This window comes from Lysobacter sp. F60174L2, assembly GCF_052547135.1.
The window spans coordinates 858,648-874,521 of the sequence record NZ_JBQWRA010000001.1; the positions used below are offsets into that span (position 1 = coordinate 858,648).

Consider the following 15,874-nt stretch of genomic DNA (forward strand, 5'->3'; position numbering starts at 1 on the left):
CATGCCGATCGACTGGCTCACCCTCGGCGCCGCCCTGCTCACCGGCCTCATGGGCGGCGTGCACTGCGCGGCGATGTGCGGCGGCATCGCCACCGGTTTCTCGGCGATGGGCCCGCATGCGCGCTGGAAGTACGCGATCGAACCCAACCTCGGCCGCGTCCTCGGCTACGTCGTGGCCGGCGCGATCGCCGGAGGCATCGGCCACGGCATCGTCGACCTCGCCCGGCTCGACTGGCTGGCCTGGACGCTGCGCGCCGCGGTCGGGCTGGTACTGGTGGTGGTCGCGTTGCGCCTGCTCGACCGCAATGGCCGCCTCGCGTTCCTCGCCATGCCCGGCGCCAGCGGCGTCTGGAGCCGGTTGCGCCCGTTGCAACGACGGCTGCTGCCGGCCAACAGCAGCGCCAAGCGGATCGGCCTCGGCCTGCTGTGGGGCTGGATGCCCTGCGGCCTCAGCACCACCATGCTGGCCGCGGCGTGGCTGCAGGCCGACGCCCGCAACGGCGCGCTGACGATGGCCGCGTTCGGCCTCGGCACGCTGCCGTTGATGGTGTCGCTGACCTGGTCCGGCGCGCGCCTGGGCCAGCGCCTGCAGCGCGGTGGCTGGCGCATCGCGATCGCGCTGCTGGTGTTGGCGGCGGGCCTGCTGACGATCGCCTCGCCGTGGCTGATGCAGGTCCCGGCGCTGCACGGCTTGCTCGCCGCCCTGGGCTGCCTGCCGCGCAGCGCCTGAACCGCGGCGGGCATGATGGCCGGCGGCGATACAATGCCGCCCATGGATATCTTCAAGAGCTTCACCCTCGAAGCCGCGCACCGGCTGCCGAACGTGCCCGAGGGCCACAAGTGCTCGCGCCTGCACGGCCACTCGTTCCGGGTCGAGCTGCACCTGTCGGGCGAACTCGGCGCCGACACCGGCTGGGTGATGGACTTCGCCGACGTCAAGAAGGCGTTCCAGCCGCTGTACGACCAGCTCGACCACCATTACCTCAACGACATCGAGGGGCTCGACAACCCGACCAGCGAACGGCTGGCGGTGTGGATCTGGGAGCGGTTGAAGCCGGAGTTGCCGCTGCTGAGCGAAGTGGTGGTGCATGAGACCTGCACGTCGGGCTGCCGCTACCGCGGGTGACCCCGCGCACCAGGCAGCTTTTGCCTTTGCATTTGTAGGAGCGACGTAAGTCGCGAATTCACTGATGTACCGATCGTCGTGCTGCGCGCGACACCCCGACGCACGTCCGGATTTCCGAGCCAGCCCAGCCAATCTGGGTAGCCGGGTACCGTGGCGTTCGCGACTTACGTCGCTCCTACAGGTCATGAGTTCCGGAAGTACCTGAACGTTGTTCAGCTCCCACGGACATCGATGTTGCATTGCAACAAACCCTGTCCTATGCTGCACCGCACAAACCCGGCAATCCTTGTCGGCGCAGCAGGAGCCAAGCCATGAACCAGCAGTTCAACGAGCAGTTCGTCGCCGCCACGCGCCAGTTCGCGGACACGGCAGCCCAAGTCAACCGTATCGCCCTCGAGAACGCCCAGGCCGTGTTCGGTCTGCAGCTGGCGACCCTCGAGGACCGCGCCAACGCCGCGTTCGCCTTCTGGGGCGAGGCCGCCGAGGTCCGTGACGCCGATGGCCTCAAGAACCTGCTGCCGAAGGGGGCGCAGGTTGCCCGCGAGACCGTCGAGCGCAACGTCGCCACCGGCCAGGAAGTGATCGGCCGCACCGTCAAGGCCAACGAGCAGATCGGCGAGATCGCCAAGTCGCAGTTCGAGGCCGCCGCCAAGAGCACCCAGGCCAACGTCGAGCAGGCCACCAGGGCCGCGACCGAGAAGGCCGAGTCGTTCGCCCGCGGCACGACCAAGGCGTCGAAGGCCAAGTAAGTCCACCGGCGCCCTCGGGCGTCGGAGCAACAAGCTCTCTCTCCAGCCTCCACTGGAACACGAAACCCGGCAGCGCAGGCTGCCGGGTTTTTTGTTGGCCGCGTGTTGCCGGGCTGGTCAGTGCGCCGGGTCGGCCTCCGCTTCCAATCGCGCCTGTTCGGCCGCGACCTTCTGGTGGTCGCGACCGATCAGCAGGTACATCACCGGCACCACGAACAGGGTGAAGAAGGTGCCGATCGACATGCCGCCGACGATCACCCAGCCGATCTGGTTACGCGCCTCGGCGCCCGCGCCGGCCGCAATCGCCAGCGGCAGCGAACCCAGCACCATCGCGCCGGTGGTCATCAGGATCGGGCGCAGGCGCAGCGCGGCCGATTCGATCACCGCGTCGAGCTTGGGCTTGCCCTGCTCCTGCAACTGGTTGGCGAACTCGACGATCAGGATGCCGTGCTTGGCGATCAACCCGACCAGCGTGACCATGCCGATCTGCGAATAGATGTTCCAGCTGCCGCCGCTGAGCTTGAGCGCGAGGAACGCGCCGAACGCCGCCAGCGGCACCGCCAGCAGGATCACCAGCGGGTCGACCCAGCTCTCGAACTGCGCCGCCAGCACCAGGAAGATGAAGATCACCGCGAGCAGGAAGATCTGCCCGAACTCACTGGCCGACTCGCGGAACTCGCGCGACTGCCCGGACAGGTCGTAGCTGGCGTCGGGGGCGACCTCCTCCAGCGTCGCCTCCAGCCAGTCCAGCGCCTCGCCCATCGGGTAACCCGGCGCCAGGCCGGCGCTGATGGTCACCGCGCGCAGCTTGTTGAAGTGGTTCAACGACTTGGCCGCGACCGTCTCCTGCACGTCGACCAGGTTCGACAGCTGCACCATCTGGTCGTTGTTGCCGCGCACGTAGATGTTGGACAGGTCGCCCGGGGTGCGGCGGTCGGCATCCTCGACCTGCACGATCACGTCGTACTGCTCGCTGCCGCGCTTGAAGCGGGTCACGTTGCGGCCGCCGAGCATGGTTTCCAGCGTGTGGCCGACGGTCGCCACCCCGCTACCGACCGCGGCGACCTTCTCGCGGTTGAGCGAGACCTTCAGCTGCGGCTTGTTGAGCTTGAGGTCGCTGTCGGGATTGGTGAAGTTGCCGCTCTCGGCCATTTTGCCGAGCACCTGCTGCGCGACCGCATCGAGGTCCTCCCAGCTGCCGCTGCTCTGGATCACGAAGTTGACCGGCTGGCCGAAGCCCTGCTGGCCCAGCGGCGGCGGCAACGTCGGATACGCCATCACCCCGGGGATGCCCATGAACTGCGGGAACAGCTGGCCCTGCACCTCGGCGGCGGAAATGTCGCGATCGTCCCAGTCGCTGAGCATCACGAAACCGATCACGTTGGTGACGGTCGGGAAGCCCGACAGCACGAAGTAGCGCTCGACGCTCGGCACCTGGCTGAGGATGCCCTCGATCATCCGCCCGTACTTGTCGGTGTATTCGATCGTGGCGCCCTCCGGGCCCTGCCCGAACGCGACGATCACGCCCTGGTCCTCCTGCGGCGCCAGCTCCTTGGGCATCAGCACGAACAGCCCGATCGCCAGCGCGGCGACCACCGCGGCCACGCCGACCACGATCCAGCGCAGCGCCAGCAGCCGGGTCAGCACGCGGCGATAGGTCCGGTCGATCCAGCCCAGCACGCGCTCGCCGGCCTCGTAGAAACGGCCGTGCTTCTTCTCGTGGCGCAGCAGCTTGGACGACATCATCGGCGACAGCGTCAGCGCGGTGAAACCCGACACCAGCACCGCGCCGGCCAGGGTCAGCGCGAACTCGACGAACAGCTTGCCGGTGCGCCCGGTCGAGAACGCCAGCGGCACGTACACCGCAGCCAGGGTCAGGGTCATCGCGACGATCGCGAAGCCAATCTCCTTGCTGCCCTGCAGCGCCGCCTGGAACGGCGGCATGCCTTCCTCGATGTGGCGGTAGATGTTCTCCAGCATCACGATCGCGTCGTCGACCACCAGCCCGATCGCCAGCACCATCGCCAGCAGGGTCAGGGTGTTGATGGTGAAGCCGAACGCGTACATCAGGCCGAACGCGCCGATCAGCGACACCGGGATCGTCACCAGCGGGATCAGCGTCGCGCGCCAGCTGCGCAGGAACAGGAAGATCACGATGACGACCAGCAGCACCGCCTCGAACACGGTCTTGAACACTTCGTCGATCGACTTCTCGATGAAGATCGTGCTATCGAACGCGATCTCCAGCTTCATGCCCTCCGGCAGGGTCTTCTCGATCTCCGGCAGCAGCGCGTGCAGGTCGGCGGAGATGTCCAGCGGGTTGGCGACGGCCTGCTTGACGATCGCCAGCGGCACCGCGGTGATGCCGTTGGCGCGCGCACGGAAACGTTCTTCCTGCGCGCCCAGTTCGACCCGGGCGACGTCCTTGAGACGAACCAGATAGCCGTTGACGTCGCCCAGGATGATGTCGCCGAACTGCTCGGCGGTGCGCAGGTCGGTCTCGGCCAGCACGGTGAACTCACGCGCGTTGCCCTCGACCCGGCCGGCCGGGATCTCGACGTTCTGCGCACGCAGCGCGGCCTCGACATCGGCCGGGGTCAGGCCGAAGCCGGCCAGCCGCTGCGGCTGCAGCCAGATCCGCATCGCGAAGGTGCTGGCGTAGACCTGCGCCTGGGCGACGCCGCCGATCTGCTGGATGCGGTCCTTGACCAGGCGCTCGGCGTAGTCGGCGATCTCGACCTGCGAATGGTTCTCCGAGGTCATCGCCAGGAAGATGATCGGCTGCGCGTCGGCCTCCTGCTTCTGCACGATCGGTTCCTCGACCTCGTCGGGCAGGAAGTTGCGCGCCTGCGCGACGCGGTCGCGCACGTCGGAGGCGGCCGAGTCGGGGTCGCGGTTGAGGTTGAAGTGGACGCTGACCTGGCTCGACTGCTCGCGGCTCACCGACTGCATGAACTCGATGCCTTCGATGCCCGACAGCGCCTCCTCGATCGGCTGGGTCACCTGCGACTCGATCACCTGCGCGCTGGCGCCGGGATAGCTGGTGTTGACCGTCACAACCGGGGTGTCGACGTTGGGGATCTGCCGGACCGCGAGGCGGTCGTAGGCGATGATGCCGACCAGCAGCACCACCAGGTTGATCACGGTGGCGAATACGGGGCGGCGGATGGAGATGTCGGACAGGACCATGGACGTCTCTCTGCGTGGGGGCGGGGGACGGGCGCGGCGCGCGGCTTACTGCGCGTCTTCGGCGGCCGTCTCGTGCGGGGCGTCGTCGGTGGCGGGGGCTTCGCTGGCAGCCGGTGCTTCGTCGGCGGGTCCGGTTGCACCCTCGGCGGCGGGCGCGCCAGCCGCCGCGTCCGGGTTGGCACCACCTTCCGGCAGCACCATCACGCCCATCCCTTCATGCATCATCGGCTTGGCTTGGCCGGCGGTGATCACCACGTCGCCTGCCTTCAGCCCCTCGACCACCTGCACCTTGCCCGGCACGCGGCGGCCGGTCGTCACCACCGCCTTGTGCGCCTTGCCGTCGACCACGGTGTAGACGAAGCGGGTCTCGCCTTCCTGCATCAGTGCCTGCTCGGGCACCAGCAGGCCGTTGTCGACCGCATCGCTGGTGTCGAGCACGAGCTTGGCGAACTGGCCCGGGCGCAGTTGCCCGTCGGGGTTGGGGATCTCGGCGCGCAACTGCACGCTGCGGCTGTCGGGGTCGATCACCGGGGCGATCGCGACCACCGTGCCGGCGAAGGTCTCGCCCGGGAACGCATCGACCCTGATGTCGATCGACTGGCCGGTGGCGACCTGCGACAGCGCGCCCTCGGGCACGCTGAAATCGACCTTGATCGGATCCATCCGCACCAGCGGCACCAGGTCCTGGCCGACGCTGACGAAGTCGCCGACGCTGACCTCGCGCAGGCCGATGCGGCCGGAGAACGGTGCCCGCAGGGTCATCTTCGACAACGCCGCGCGGGCCGAGGCGACGCGCGCCTGGTCGACCGCGAACGCGGCGCGGGTCTGGTCGTAGTCCGAACGGGCGATCAACTGCGTTGCCGCCAGTTCCTTCGCACGCGAATTCGCACGGCGGCTGTTCTCGAGGTTGGCTTCCGCCTCGTTGAGCGCAGCCCGCGCGACGCTGGCGTCGAGGGTGAACAATGGCTGCCCGGCCTCGACCCGGCCGCCTTCCTCGAAGTGGATGCGCTCGATCCGGCCACCGACCTCGGGCCGCACCACGATCGACTCGTCGGCCCGCAGGCTGCCGACCGTCTGCAGGCCGCCGCCGAGCGGCTGCGGTTCGAGCGTGACCGCCTCGACCGGCAGCTGCATTTCACCGCCGGGCGGACCGCCCGCGCCCTCGGCGGCGGGGTCGTCGCCACAGCCGGCCAGGGCCAGCGTTCCGGCAAGCACGAATCCAGTAAGCAACAGGGTGCGGCGCATGGGGGAGCCTCGTCCATTTCTTGTACTGGACAGTTTAGTCGTGCCCCCGGGGGCTGTCTCCGTGCCGGAAGTCAGCCCGTAAATCGGGGCAATCCGGGATGGCGTGGCCGGACAGGCAACGCTATCGCGCGTGGGTTATGTCCGTGCGAAGGCCGGCGGACGCGCGATGCACCGGACTGCGCCCCGGTCACCCATGTAGGAGCGACGTAAGTCGCGATTTCCACCATCCCGCGTGGGTGCGACTTGCGCGCGTGGTTGCCCGGAGAAAAACCCTGACGATTCGTGCTGGCGTTCACCGGAAACGGGTTGCGGTGAAATCGCGACTTACGTCGCTCCTACAACGGCGGTTCCAGGTGCTTGGCCAGGTTTGCCGGGTCGGGGTGCGGCGCATGCGGCAATCGGCCCCAGCACGGCACCGGAAGGCGCTGGCGCAGGATTTCGAAATTGTCATCGATCCGCGCCATCGCCGGGTCGACCTCGTTGGCGATCCATCCGATCAGTTCGACCCCGTCATCCCGGATCGCGCGCACGCTGAGCCGTGCGTGGTTGATGCAGCCCAGCCGCAGGCCGACCACCAGCACCACCGGCAACCGCAGCGCGCGGACCAGGTCGAGCTGGTCGAGGTCGGCCGACAACGGTGCGGCCCAGCCGCCGACGCCTTCGACCACCACCGTGTCGGCGTTCGAAGACAGCCGCGCATGGGCGGAGAGGAGCGGCTCCAGTCGCAGCTCGACGCCGTCGTCGCGCAACGCCAGTTCGGGTGCGACCGGCGCGCGCAACGCGAACGGGTTGATGTCGGCGTAGTCCGGACGCGGATCGCTGGCCGCCTGCAGCAACAGCGCGTCCTCGTTGCGCCAGGCGCCGTCGACCGGCTCGCAACCGCTGGCGACCGGTTTCATCCCGACCGCACGCCGCCCGCGGGCGCGCAGGGCATGTAACAGGGCCGCGCTGGCGACCGACTTGCCGACGCCGGTGTCGGTGCCGGTGACATAGAAGCTTGGGAAAGACATCCGCCTATCGTAGGCGTTCGCCCGCCGCTGGTCGCGCCGCGGCCGCTGCTACACTTCGCGGATGTTCACCGCCACCGTCCTGTCCGGCACCAAGCCGGAGCAATACACCGAGCTGCTGGCGCAGGTCCGCGCGCTGCTGCACGGCGAACGCGACCGCATCGCCAACGCCGCCAACCTGTCGGCGCTGGTCTACCACGCGCTGCCGTCGCTGAACTGGGTCGGCTTCTATTTCTTCGACGGTCGCGAGCTGGTGGTCGGGCCGTTCCAGGGCCAGCCGGCGTGCGTGCGGATCCCGCTCGACAAGGGCGTGTGCGGCGCCGCCGCGAGTACCCGCGAGACCCAGCGCGTCGCGGACGTGAATGCGTTCGACGGCCACATCGCCTGCGACTCGGCCTCGCGCTCGGAAGTGGTGGTTCCGCTGTATTCCGGCGACACGCTGGTCGGCGTGTTCGACATCGACAGCCCCGAACCCGACCGCTTCGATGCCGACGACCAGCGCGGCATGGAAGCGATCGCCCGGGCCTACCTGGAGTCGCTGGCATGAGCGAGACGCAGAAGCTGCGCAACATCGGCCCGAAGTCCGCCGCGTGGCTGCGCCAGGTCGGCCTGCACACGCGCGAGGAGATCGAGCAGGCCGGTGCGGTCGAGGCGTTCATGCGGGTCAAGCGCGCCGGCTTCAAGCCGACCCTCAACCTGCTCTACGCGATCGAAGGCGCACTGTGCGACTGCCACTGGCAGGAGGTGCCCGACGCACGCCGGCAGGAACTGGTCAGCGCCGCCGAGGCCGCGATCGAACAGTTGCCGCCGCCGCGGCACAAGCCGCCGGCCGGGCCGGTCACGACCACGGTGCTGGCCGCCGACACCGTGCCGACCAAGCCCGACCCCGACGCGCCCTGGCGCCGCGACTGAGCGCGACACCGGCGCCGTGCCGTCTTTGTACCGGCCGGTTCTTTTTGCGCCGGCCGATGCCGATCGCTTAGACTGCGCGCGCTTCGAGGTGACCCGGCGGCGTCCTGCCGACGGGTTGAAACGGGAAGCCGGTGACGCCGTCCAGGCCAGTCCGGCACTGCCCCCGCAACGGTAAGCGAGCCCAGCCGCGGCTCACCGCCACTGTGCATTGCATGGGAAGGCGCCGCGGCCGGTGTCGACAACGACGCCACTCGCGAGTCCGGAGACCGGCCTTGATGCGGGGTTTGGACCCAGGGGTTTTGAACCCGCGGGTTCCGACCCATGACGGTTGCGATGCGGCGGGCATTGCGGCGACGACGCCGGTGCTCGTCCGAACGTTTTCGCAGCAGGTCCCTCCTCCACGCAGCTTCCCGAATTCCGGCACGGCGATTTCCGTGTGCGTTGGAGAACCATCGATGCAATCCCGTTCGCTGTCCCTGGCCGTCGCGGCCGCCCTCGCCCTTCCCGTCCTGGCATCCGGCGGCATCGCGCATGCCGCGGCTGCGGCCCAGTCGGCCACCGACCTCGATGGCGTGGTGGTCACCGCCACCCGTACCGCGATCGATGTCGATGCCGCGCTGGCGCCGGTCGAAGTCATCGACCGCGCCGATATCGAGCGCAGCCAGGCGCGTTCGCTGCCGGACCTGCTGGGCGGACGCGCGGGCGTGTCGATGTCGAGCCAGGGCGGCGACGGCAAGCTGACCACGTTGTTCCTGCGCGGCAGCGAGTCCGATCACGTGGTGGTGCTGGTCGACGGCATCCGGATCGGTTCGGCGACCTCCGGGCTGGTCTCGCTGCAGAACCTGCCGCTGGCGCTGGTCGAACGCGTCGAGATCGTCCGCGGCCCGCGCTCGAGCCTGTACGGCAGCGAGGCGATCGGCGGGGTGATCCAGATCTTCACCCGTCGCGATGGCGACGCCGGTTACGGGCCACGCGCGCATGTCGGTGGCGGCAGCCACGGCGCGCACGAGTTCGGCGTCGGTTTCGGCGGGCGCGGTGAGCGCAGCTGGTTCGGTGCCGACTACGAGTTCCGGCGTACCGAGGGCTTCAATTCCTGCGACGTCGCCACCCCGGACCCGTTCGCCGGCGGCTGCTTCATCAGCGCGCCCGAGCCTGACCTCGACGGCTACATCCAGAACGCGCTGGCCCTGCGCGCGGGCATCGATCTCGACGACGCCTGGCAACTCAGCGCGGTGGCCCTGCGCAGCGAGGGCGAGAACGACTTCGACGGCGATTTCACCAACCGTTCCGAGACCGTGCAGCAGGTGGTCGGCGGCAGCGTGCGCTGGCGGCCGTCCGACGCGGTGCAGCTGAAGCTGACCGCGGGCCGCAACGTCGACGCCTCCGAGCAGTTCAAGGGCGGCGCCAACCTAGGCTATTTCGACACCGACCGCGACAGCGCCACGCTGCAGGGCGACTTCGGTTTCGGCGGGCAGCAGCTGCTCAGCGCCGGTATCGACTGGCTGCGCGACCGCGTCGCCGGCAGCACCACCTACGACGAGAGCAAGCGCGGCAACCGCGCGGCGTTCGCGCAGTACCAGGGACGTTTTGGCGCGCAGTCGCTGCAGGCCAGCGTGCGCCGCGACGACAACGAGCAGTTCGGCGGCCACACCACCGGCAGCGCGGCCTGGGGCGTGGAGTTCGCCGATCGCTGGCGGCTCGGCGCCGGCTACGGCACCGCCTTCAAGGCGCCGACCTTCAACGAGCTGTACTACCCGTTCTTCGGCAACCCGAACCTGCGGCCGGAGCAGTCCGAGAGCGCCGAACTCGGCCTGGCCTGGCGCGGCAGGCACCTCGATGTCCGCCTGGACGCGTTCCAGACCGAGGTCGAAGACCTGATCACCTTCGACGCGGCGATCAACCTGCCCAACAACATCGACCGCGCCCGCATGCGCGGCGCCGAGCTCGGCCTCGATACCGACGTCGCGCAGTGGCAGGTGGCCGCCAGCATCAGCTACCTCGATACCGAGAGCCTGACCGGCTTCAACGCCGGCAAGGAGCTGCCGCGCCGCGCCGGCCATAGCGCGCGACTGGAACTCGACCGTAGCTTCGGCGACTTCCGCTTCGGCATCACCGGCATCGCCGAAGGCAGCCGCTTCGACGACGTCGCCAACACCCGCCGCCTGCCGGGCTACGCCACCGTCGACCTGCGCGCCGAGTACGCACTGACCGACGCGTTTACCCTGCAGGGCCGGCTGGCCAACGTGCTGGACCGCGACTACGAAACCACCTCGTTCTACAACGAGCCCGGGCGCGAGTGGTTCGTGACGCTGCGCTGGGTGCCCGCGCAGTAGCTCATTGCGCGTCGGGGCACGGCGCCGGGTGGACATCTGGCGCCTTCGCGGGTGCCGTGGCCGCCAGGCGCTCCACCAGTGCATCCACCTGCGCCTCGGCGGCGGCGATCGACGCATGCAGACGTTCGTCGCCAAACTCGTCGTATTCGATCGCGATGCTTTCGAATGCGTCGATGCCGATGTAGCGCAACGGGTCGGCGACGCCCGCCTCCACGTGGTTGATCGACGCCAAGCGTTCGCCAGGGTCGTAGCCATGATCGCCGCGCGACCCCAGCAGCACCACCCGCTTGCCCTGGTCGGCCAGCAACGGCCAGTAGGGCTCGCCGGCGCGGCCACGGTCGAAGCCGAACGTGCGGCCGACCCGGACGATGTTGTCTATCCAGGCCTTCAGCGTGGACGGCATGCCGAAGTTGTACATCGGCGCCCCGATCACGATGAGGTCGGCGGCGAGCAGTTCGTCGACCAGCGCATCGCTCTCGGCCAGGACATCGCGCATCCAGGGTTCGCGCTGCGCCGGCCGGGTGAATGCCGCATGCACCCAGCGGCCGTCCACCGGCGCCGGCGGCTGCAGCGCGACATCGCGGTACACGACCGGATCCCGGGGCCGCCCGGACTGCCAGCGCTGGATGAAGCGCGCCGACAGCCGGCGGGTGTGCGAGCCATGCGCCTGCATGCCGGAGAGGCCGTGGCGGGCGCTGGAGTCGATATGGAGTAGCCTGAACATGATTCACCTGTGCGTGGAGGGTCCATGCGCAGGCTCCGCGTTTCGCGACGTAGCGTAAAACGATCATTTCACACCCGACAGATGCAACCGATTCACCCATGGACGCTCGCCGCCTGCCGCCCCTGACTTCATTGCGTGCCTTCGAGGCCGCGGCACGGCACCTGAGTTTCAAGCACGCCGCGGCCGAGCTGTCGCTGACCCCGACCGCCATCAGCCACCAGGTCCGCCAGCTGGAGGCGTACCTGGGCGTGCAGCTGTTCGTGCGCGGGACGCGGCGCGTGGACCTCACGCCGGCCGGCCAAGGCTTGTTCCCTGCGCTGCGCGAGGGGCTCGACGCGATGGCACGCGGTGTCCAGGCCGTGCGACCACGGCAGGGACCGCGCGGGTTGGTACTGAGCACGACGATGGCGCTCGCTTCGCGCTGGCTGTTGCCGCGCCTGGCCCGGTTCGCGGAAACCCACCCCGATGTCGCGTTGCACCTGCACACCTGCGACGAGACGGTCGACCTCGCCGGCGGCGAAGCGCACCTGGCGATCCGCTACGGCCCCGGGCGCTATCCCGGACTGGGCTCGACGCTGTTGCTGCCATCGCGGTTCGCGCCGGTATGCGCGCCCGCGCTGGCGGTCGACACCCTGGACGATCTGTCGCGCGTGCCGCTGATCGGATTCGATTGGCTGCGCCGCGATGCGGCGACGCCGGACTGGCCGCTCTGGTTCGAGCATGCGGAGTGCCGCCCGCTCCCGCGCCAGTTGCACTTTTCCGACGAGGTCCACGCCATCCAGGCGGCGATCGCCGGCCAGGGCGTCGCGCTGGTCAACCTGTCGCTGGTGGCCGACGAACTGCACGCGGGCCTGCTGTGCCAGCCACTCGGGCCGACGCTGGAGGGCCACGGCTTCCACCTGGTGTGGCCGGAGCAGCGCGCGACCGATCCCGATGTCACCACGGTCCGCGAATGGTTGCTGCAGCAGGCGACCGGAACTGCTGTCGCGCCACAGACCGTTGGACGCTTGGACAGTTATTGAGAATCGTTTGCATCCACGCGCCAGCATTCCCATAATGCGCCCCCTCACTTCCGCAGGGGCGATGTCCGATGTCCGGTTCCACCTACCGCCGCCATTCCGGCGCCATGCTCGTGCTGTTCGCACCCACGCTGCTGGCCTCGGCCATCGCCCACGCACAGAGCGAGCCGGACGCGCTCACGCTGGACCGCGTCAGCGTCGTGGCCGAGCGCGCCACCACCGCGACCAAGACCGACACGCCACTGACCGAGACCCCGCAGGCGGTCAGCGTGGTCACCTCGGAACTGTTCACCGACCGCGGCGCGCGCAACCTGCAGGAGACGCTGCGCTACAGCGCCGGCGTCACCGCCGAGGCCTGGGGGCTGGACACCCGCGGCGACGGCAGCACCATCCGCGGCCTCGATCCGGTGCAGTACCTGGACGGCATGCGCCGGCTGTACGGCTTCAGCCCGGTGGCGCGGCCGGAGGTCTACGGCCTGGAGCGGGTCGAGGTGCTGCGTGGCCCGTCGTCGGTGCTGTACGGCGCCGGCGCCACCGGCGGCATCATCAACGCGATGAGCAAGCGGCCCGGCTTCCGGCCGTCCGGCGAGATCGGCCTGCAGGTCGGCAACTTCGAACGCAGGCAGTTGCAGGGCGATGTCACCGGCGCGCTGGGCGACTCCGGCAGCCTGGCCGGCCGGCTGGTCGGCGTGGTCCGTGATTCGGGCATGCAGACCGATGAGCTGGAAGACGACCGCATCTACGTCGCGCCGTCGCTGACCTGGCTGGGCGAGCGCAGCCAGCTGACCGTGCTGGCGAGCTACCAACGCGACCAGAGCGCCTCCAGCCAGCAGTTCCTGCCGGTGGCGGCGACGCTGCACGCGCCGCCCGGCGGCCGACTGCACCCGTCGACCTTCCTCGGCGACAAGGACTTCGACAAGCTCGACACCCGCATGTCCAGCGTCTCGGTGCTGTTCGACCACCGTTTCAGCGACACCGTCAGCTGGCGCTCCAACCTGCGCTACACCGACTCGGAGACCGAGTTCCGCGAGCTGTTCCCGGACACCTACAGCAACCCCGAAGATCCCTTCATCGACGAGGACAACCGCGTCCTCAACCGGCTCTCGTACGGCGTGCGGCCGGACATCCGGATACTGACCAGCGACAACGCGCTGCAGTTCGACTTCGACACCGGCGCGTTCGAACACCTGCTGCTGGCCGGCGTCGACCACACCGACTACCGCGAGGAGTCGTGGACGTTCTCCGGCATGGCCACCCCGATCGACATCTACGACCCGGTGTCGACCGGCGTCACCGTCCCGGAGTGGCAACGCCTGCCGGACCAGCGCACCACCCAGACCGGCCTCTACCTGCAGGACCAGATCCGCTACGCCGACCGGGTTTCGCTCGTGCTCGGCGCGCGCCGCGACCATGCACGCTCGCAAACGCAGGGCCTGGCCGACCAGACCGACAACGCCACCACGTACCGCATCGGCGTGATCGGCGAACTCGGCGCCAACGTCTCGCCGTACGCCAGCTACACCGAGTCGTTCCTGCCGGTGATGGGGCAGGACCTCTATGGCCGGGCGTTCGAGCCGATGCGCGGGCATCAATACGAGACCGGCGTGAAGTGGCAGCCGACCCGCAACGCACTGTTCACCGCGGCGGCCTACCGCATCACCGAGACCAACCGCCAGACCAACGATCCCGACAACGTGCTCAACGTCGTGCAGACCGGCGAGATCGAGTCCCGCGGCATCGAGCTGGAAGGCGCGTACGCGTTCGACAACGACTTCACCGTGACCGCCAGCTACAGCCACAGCGAGGCCGAGGTGACCCGCAGCAACTACGCTCCGGAGGTCGGCCAGCGCCTCAACGACACCCCGCAGGACCTGGCGTCGGTGTGGCTGTCGAAGGGCTTCGAGATCGGCGAAGGCAGGCAGCTGCGCGCCGGCCTGGGCGGCCGCCATGTCGGTTCGACCGTGTCGGCCAGCGCTGCCGGCAGCATCCGCACGCCCGGCTACACCCTGGCCGATGCGCTGCTGGAGCTGCGGATGCCGGACTGGACGGTCTCGCTCAACGTGACCAACCTGTTCGACAAGGAGTACTACGCGCCGTGCCGCATCTTCGGTGACTGTTTCACCGGCAATACGCGCACGGTGGTCGGTACCATCACCCGCCACTTCTGATCCATCGACGACTCGCCGCTTCGAGGCCGCCATGCAGCGCGACACGCTCAAGACCTGGTTCCTTGTCCACAAGTGGACCAGCCTGGTGTGCACGCTGTTCCTGCTGATGCTCTGCGTGACCGGCCTGCCGCTGGTGTTCTGGGAGGAGATCAGCCATCTCACCGGCGCCGAGCCCGAGGTCGCGCCGGTCGCGGCCGATGCGCAGCCGGCCGACATCGACGAACTGGTGCGTACCGCCCTCGCCGAGTACCCCGGCGACGTGCCGCTGTTCTTCGGCTGGGACGACCACTCGCCGAGCGTCTACGTCAACACCGGCGCGCGGCCGGACACGCCCCCGCCGGAGATGCACACCGCGATCATGCACGGCTACACCGGCGAGGTGCTGCCGGCGCCGCAGTTCAATGAAGGGGTGATGTACTTCCTGTACCGGCTGCACACCGACGTCTTCGTCGGCCTGCCGGGGATGCTGTTCCTCGGCGCGATGGCCCTGCTGTTCGCGGTGGCGATCGTGTCCGGACTGGTGCTGTACGGGCCGTTCATGCGCAAGCTGCCGTTCGGCACGCTGCGCACCGGCCGCAGCCGGCGGCTGGCGTGGCTGGACCTGCACAACGTGCTCGGCATCGTGACGCTCGGCTGGGCGTTCGTGGTCGGCATCACCGGTGCGATCAACACCCTGGCCGGTCCACTGGAGCAGGCCTGGCAGGCCGAGCAGCTCGGCGAGTTCGCCGCGCGCTACGAAGGCAGACCACGACCGTCGCAGCTGCAGCTCGCCTCGCTCGACGACGCCGTCGCCACCGCGCGTGCCGCCGAACCCGGCATGACGCCGGCATTCGTCAGCTTCCCCGGCACCGGCTACAGCGGCGACCACCACTACGGCGTGTTCATGCACGGCAATACGCCGCTGACCGAGCGCCTGTATCGCCCGGTGCTGATCGATGCCGAAACCGGCGAACTCACCGCCCGGCCGCAGCTGCCGACCTACATGACCGTGCTGCTGCTGTCGCAGCCGCTGCACTTCGGCAACTACGGCGGAATGCCGCTCAAGGTCCTGTGGGCGCTGCTGGACCTGCTCACCATCCTGGTGCTGGCGAGCGGGCTGTACCTGTGGTTCAAGCGCGGCAACACCGAGGCGCGGGTGCGCGAGATCGAACGCATGGGCGAAGCCGGCATCGACGAGGGTGCCCGCGCGTGAGCGATCCCCGTCCGTCCCGCGGCTCGCCGTTTGCCGCTCCTGCGTGGATCGCCGCCGCCAGCCTCGTCGGCCTGGTCAGCGCGCTGGTCGGCGACGGTGTGTTCGATGCGGTTTCGTGGCTGGTGTTCGCCGGGCTGGTCGCGCTGGCGCTGCGGGCGTGGCTGAAGCGCGATCGCTGAGCTGCCCGGCGGCATTCACCCGGCGATCGCC

At 69.1% G+C, this 15,874-nt stretch carries 14 protein-coding genes and 1 riboswitch; of the genes, 10 read left to right on the forward strand and 4 right to left on the reverse strand.

Annotated elements, in window-relative coordinates; all coding sequences use genetic code 11:
• The first annotated feature begins 1 nt into the window (after nt 1).
• The 3 genes from ACT9AS_RS03885 (at nt 2) to ACT9AS_RS03895 (ending at nt 1,875) form a co-directional block, all read left to right on the forward strand.
• Nucleotides 2-730, forward strand: a complete 729-nt coding sequence (locus tag ACT9AS_RS03885; protein ID WP_445098791.1) for an urease accessory protein UreH domain-containing protein — start codon at nt 2-4, stop codon at nt 728-730.
• A 33-nt stretch (nt 731-763) separates the two neighbouring features.
• Entirely contained in the window at nt 764-1,126 is a 363-nt protein-coding gene (gene queD, locus ACT9AS_RS03890) for a 6-carboxytetrahydropterin synthase QueD (RefSeq protein WP_445098792.1), read from the forward strand.
• A gap of 311 nt (nt 1,127-1,437) precedes the next feature.
• Nucleotides 1,438-1,875 carry a phasin family protein gene (locus ACT9AS_RS03895; protein WP_445098793.1) on the forward strand — a complete coding sequence of 146 codons (438 nt, stop codon included), beginning with the start codon at nt 1,438-1,440 and terminating at the stop codon, nt 1,873-1,875.
• A 117-nt stretch (nt 1,876-1,992) separates the two neighbouring features.
• Here the strand turns inward: ACT9AS_RS03895 and ACT9AS_RS03900 are convergent, their stop codons facing one another.
• The 3 genes from ACT9AS_RS03900 to bioD form a co-directional block, all read right to left on the reverse strand.
• Nucleotides 1,993-5,064, reverse strand: coding sequence for an efflux RND transporter permease subunit (locus tag ACT9AS_RS03900; protein ID WP_445098794.1), 3,072 nt, complete (start codon nt 5,062-5,064; stop codon nt 1,993-1,995).
• Between the two features lie 45 nt (nt 5,065-5,109).
• Nucleotides 5,110-6,309 carry an efflux RND transporter periplasmic adaptor subunit gene (locus tag ACT9AS_RS03905; protein ID WP_445098795.1) on the reverse strand — a complete coding sequence of 400 codons (1,200 nt, stop codon included), beginning with the start codon at nt 6,307-6,309 and terminating at the stop codon, nt 5,110-5,112.
• Nucleotides 6,310-6,644: 335 nt separating this feature from the next.
• Nucleotides 6,645-7,319: a dethiobiotin synthase gene (gene bioD / locus ACT9AS_RS03910; protein WP_445098796.1), complete on the reverse strand. Its 675-nt coding sequence runs from the start codon at nt 7,317-7,319 to the stop codon at nt 6,645-6,647.
• Between the two features lie 61 nt (nt 7,320-7,380).
• Here bioD and ACT9AS_RS03915 point away from each other — a divergent pair, with 61 nt between their 5' ends.
• The 3 genes from ACT9AS_RS03915 to btuB all read left to right on the forward strand — a co-directional run bounded on the left by ACT9AS_RS03915 (nt 7,381) and on the right by btuB (nt 10,561).
• Nucleotides 7,381-7,863, forward strand: coding sequence for a GAF domain-containing protein (locus tag ACT9AS_RS03915; protein WP_445098797.1), 483 nt, complete (start codon nt 7,381-7,383; stop codon nt 7,861-7,863).
• Complete coding sequence (locus ACT9AS_RS03920) at nt 7,860-8,228, forward strand: TfoX/Sxy family DNA transformation protein (protein WP_445098798.1); 369 nt, start codon at nt 7,860-7,862, stop codon at nt 8,226-8,228. The genes ACT9AS_RS03915 and ACT9AS_RS03920 overlap by 4 nt, the downstream gene beginning before the upstream one ends.
• Nucleotides 8,229-8,297: 69 nt before the next feature.
• A riboswitch (cobalamin riboswitch) is annotated at nt 8,298-8,517 on the forward strand.
• A gap of 166 nt (nt 8,518-8,683) precedes the next feature.
• Nucleotides 8,684-10,561, forward strand: coding sequence for a TonB-dependent vitamin B12 receptor (gene btuB, locus ACT9AS_RS03925; RefSeq protein WP_445098799.1), 1,878 nt, complete (start codon nt 8,684-8,686; stop codon nt 10,559-10,561).
• 1 nt (nt 10,562) lies between these two features.
• Here btuB and ACT9AS_RS03930 read toward each other — a convergent pair whose 3' ends face one another.
• Nucleotides 10,563-11,285 carry an NAD(P)H-dependent oxidoreductase gene (locus ACT9AS_RS03930; RefSeq protein WP_445098800.1) on the reverse strand — a complete coding sequence of 241 codons (723 nt, stop codon included), beginning with the start codon at nt 11,283-11,285 and terminating at the stop codon, nt 10,563-10,565.
• Between the two features lie 98 nt (nt 11,286-11,383).
• On the opposite strand from ACT9AS_RS03930, the gene ACT9AS_RS03935 reads away from it, so the two are divergent.
• The 4 genes from ACT9AS_RS03935 (at nt 11,384) to ACT9AS_RS03950 (ending at nt 15,843) form a co-directional block, all read left to right on the forward strand.
• Nucleotides 11,384-12,307 carry a LysR substrate-binding domain-containing protein gene (locus ACT9AS_RS03935; RefSeq protein WP_445098801.1) on the forward strand — a complete coding sequence of 308 codons (924 nt, stop codon included), beginning with the start codon at nt 11,384-11,386 and terminating at the stop codon, nt 12,305-12,307.
• 68 nt (nt 12,308-12,375) lie between these two features.
• Entirely contained in the window at nt 12,376-14,472 is a 2,097-nt protein-coding gene (locus ACT9AS_RS03940; protein ID WP_445098802.1) for a TonB-dependent siderophore receptor, read from the forward strand.
• 31 nt (nt 14,473-14,503) lie between these two features.
• Nucleotides 14,504-15,664, forward strand: a complete 1,161-nt coding sequence (locus tag ACT9AS_RS03945; RefSeq protein ID WP_445098803.1) for a PepSY domain-containing protein — start codon at nt 14,504-14,506, stop codon at nt 15,662-15,664.
• On the forward strand, nt 15,661-15,843 hold the full coding sequence (locus ACT9AS_RS03950) for a hypothetical protein (protein ID WP_445098804.1): 183 nt from the start codon (nt 15,661-15,663) through the stop codon (nt 15,841-15,843). The genes ACT9AS_RS03945 and ACT9AS_RS03950 overlap by 4 nt, the downstream gene beginning before the upstream one ends.
• Nucleotides 15,844-15,874 lie beyond the last annotated feature (31 nt).

Coding starts and splice junctions, on each gene's coding strand:
- ACT9AS_RS03885 (WP_445098791.1), top strand. CDS start 2: ATGCCGATCGACTGGCTCACCCTCGGCGCCGCCCTGCTCACCGGCCTC.
- queD (WP_445098792.1), top strand. CDS start 764: ATGCCGCCCATGGATATCTTCAAGAGCTTCACCCTCGAAGCCGCGCAC.
- ACT9AS_RS03895 (WP_445098793.1), top strand. CDS start 1,438: ATGAACCAGCAGTTCAACGAGCAGTTCGTCGCCGCCACGCGCCAGTTC.
- ACT9AS_RS03900 (WP_445098794.1), bottom strand. CDS start 5,064: ATGGTCCTGTCCGACATCTCCATCCGCCGCCCCGTATTCGCCACCGTG.
- ACT9AS_RS03905 (WP_445098795.1), bottom strand. CDS start 6,309: ATGCGCCGCACCCTGTTGCTTACTGGATTCGTGCTTGCCGGAACGCTG.
- bioD (WP_445098796.1), bottom strand. CDS start 7,319: ATGTCTTTCCCAAGCTTCTATGTCACCGGCACCGACACCGGCGTCGGC.
- ACT9AS_RS03915 (WP_445098797.1), top strand. CDS start 7,381: ATGTTCACCGCCACCGTCCTGTCCGGCACCAAGCCGGAGCAATACACC.
- ACT9AS_RS03920 (WP_445098798.1), top strand. CDS start 7,860: ATGAGCGAGACGCAGAAGCTGCGCAACATCGGCCCGAAGTCCGCCGCG.
- btuB (WP_445098799.1), top strand. CDS start 8,684: ATGCAATCCCGTTCGCTGTCCCTGGCCGTCGCGGCCGCCCTCGCCCTT.
- ACT9AS_RS03930 (WP_445098800.1), bottom strand. CDS start 11,285: ATGTTCAGGCTACTCCATATCGACTCCAGCGCCCGCCACGGCCTCTCC.
- ACT9AS_RS03935 (WP_445098801.1), top strand. CDS start 11,384: ATGGACGCTCGCCGCCTGCCGCCCCTGACTTCATTGCGTGCCTTCGAG.
- ACT9AS_RS03940 (WP_445098802.1), top strand. CDS start 12,376: ATGTCCGGTTCCACCTACCGCCGCCATTCCGGCGCCATGCTCGTGCTG.
- ACT9AS_RS03945 (WP_445098803.1), top strand. CDS start 14,504: ATGCAGCGCGACACGCTCAAGACCTGGTTCCTTGTCCACAAGTGGACC.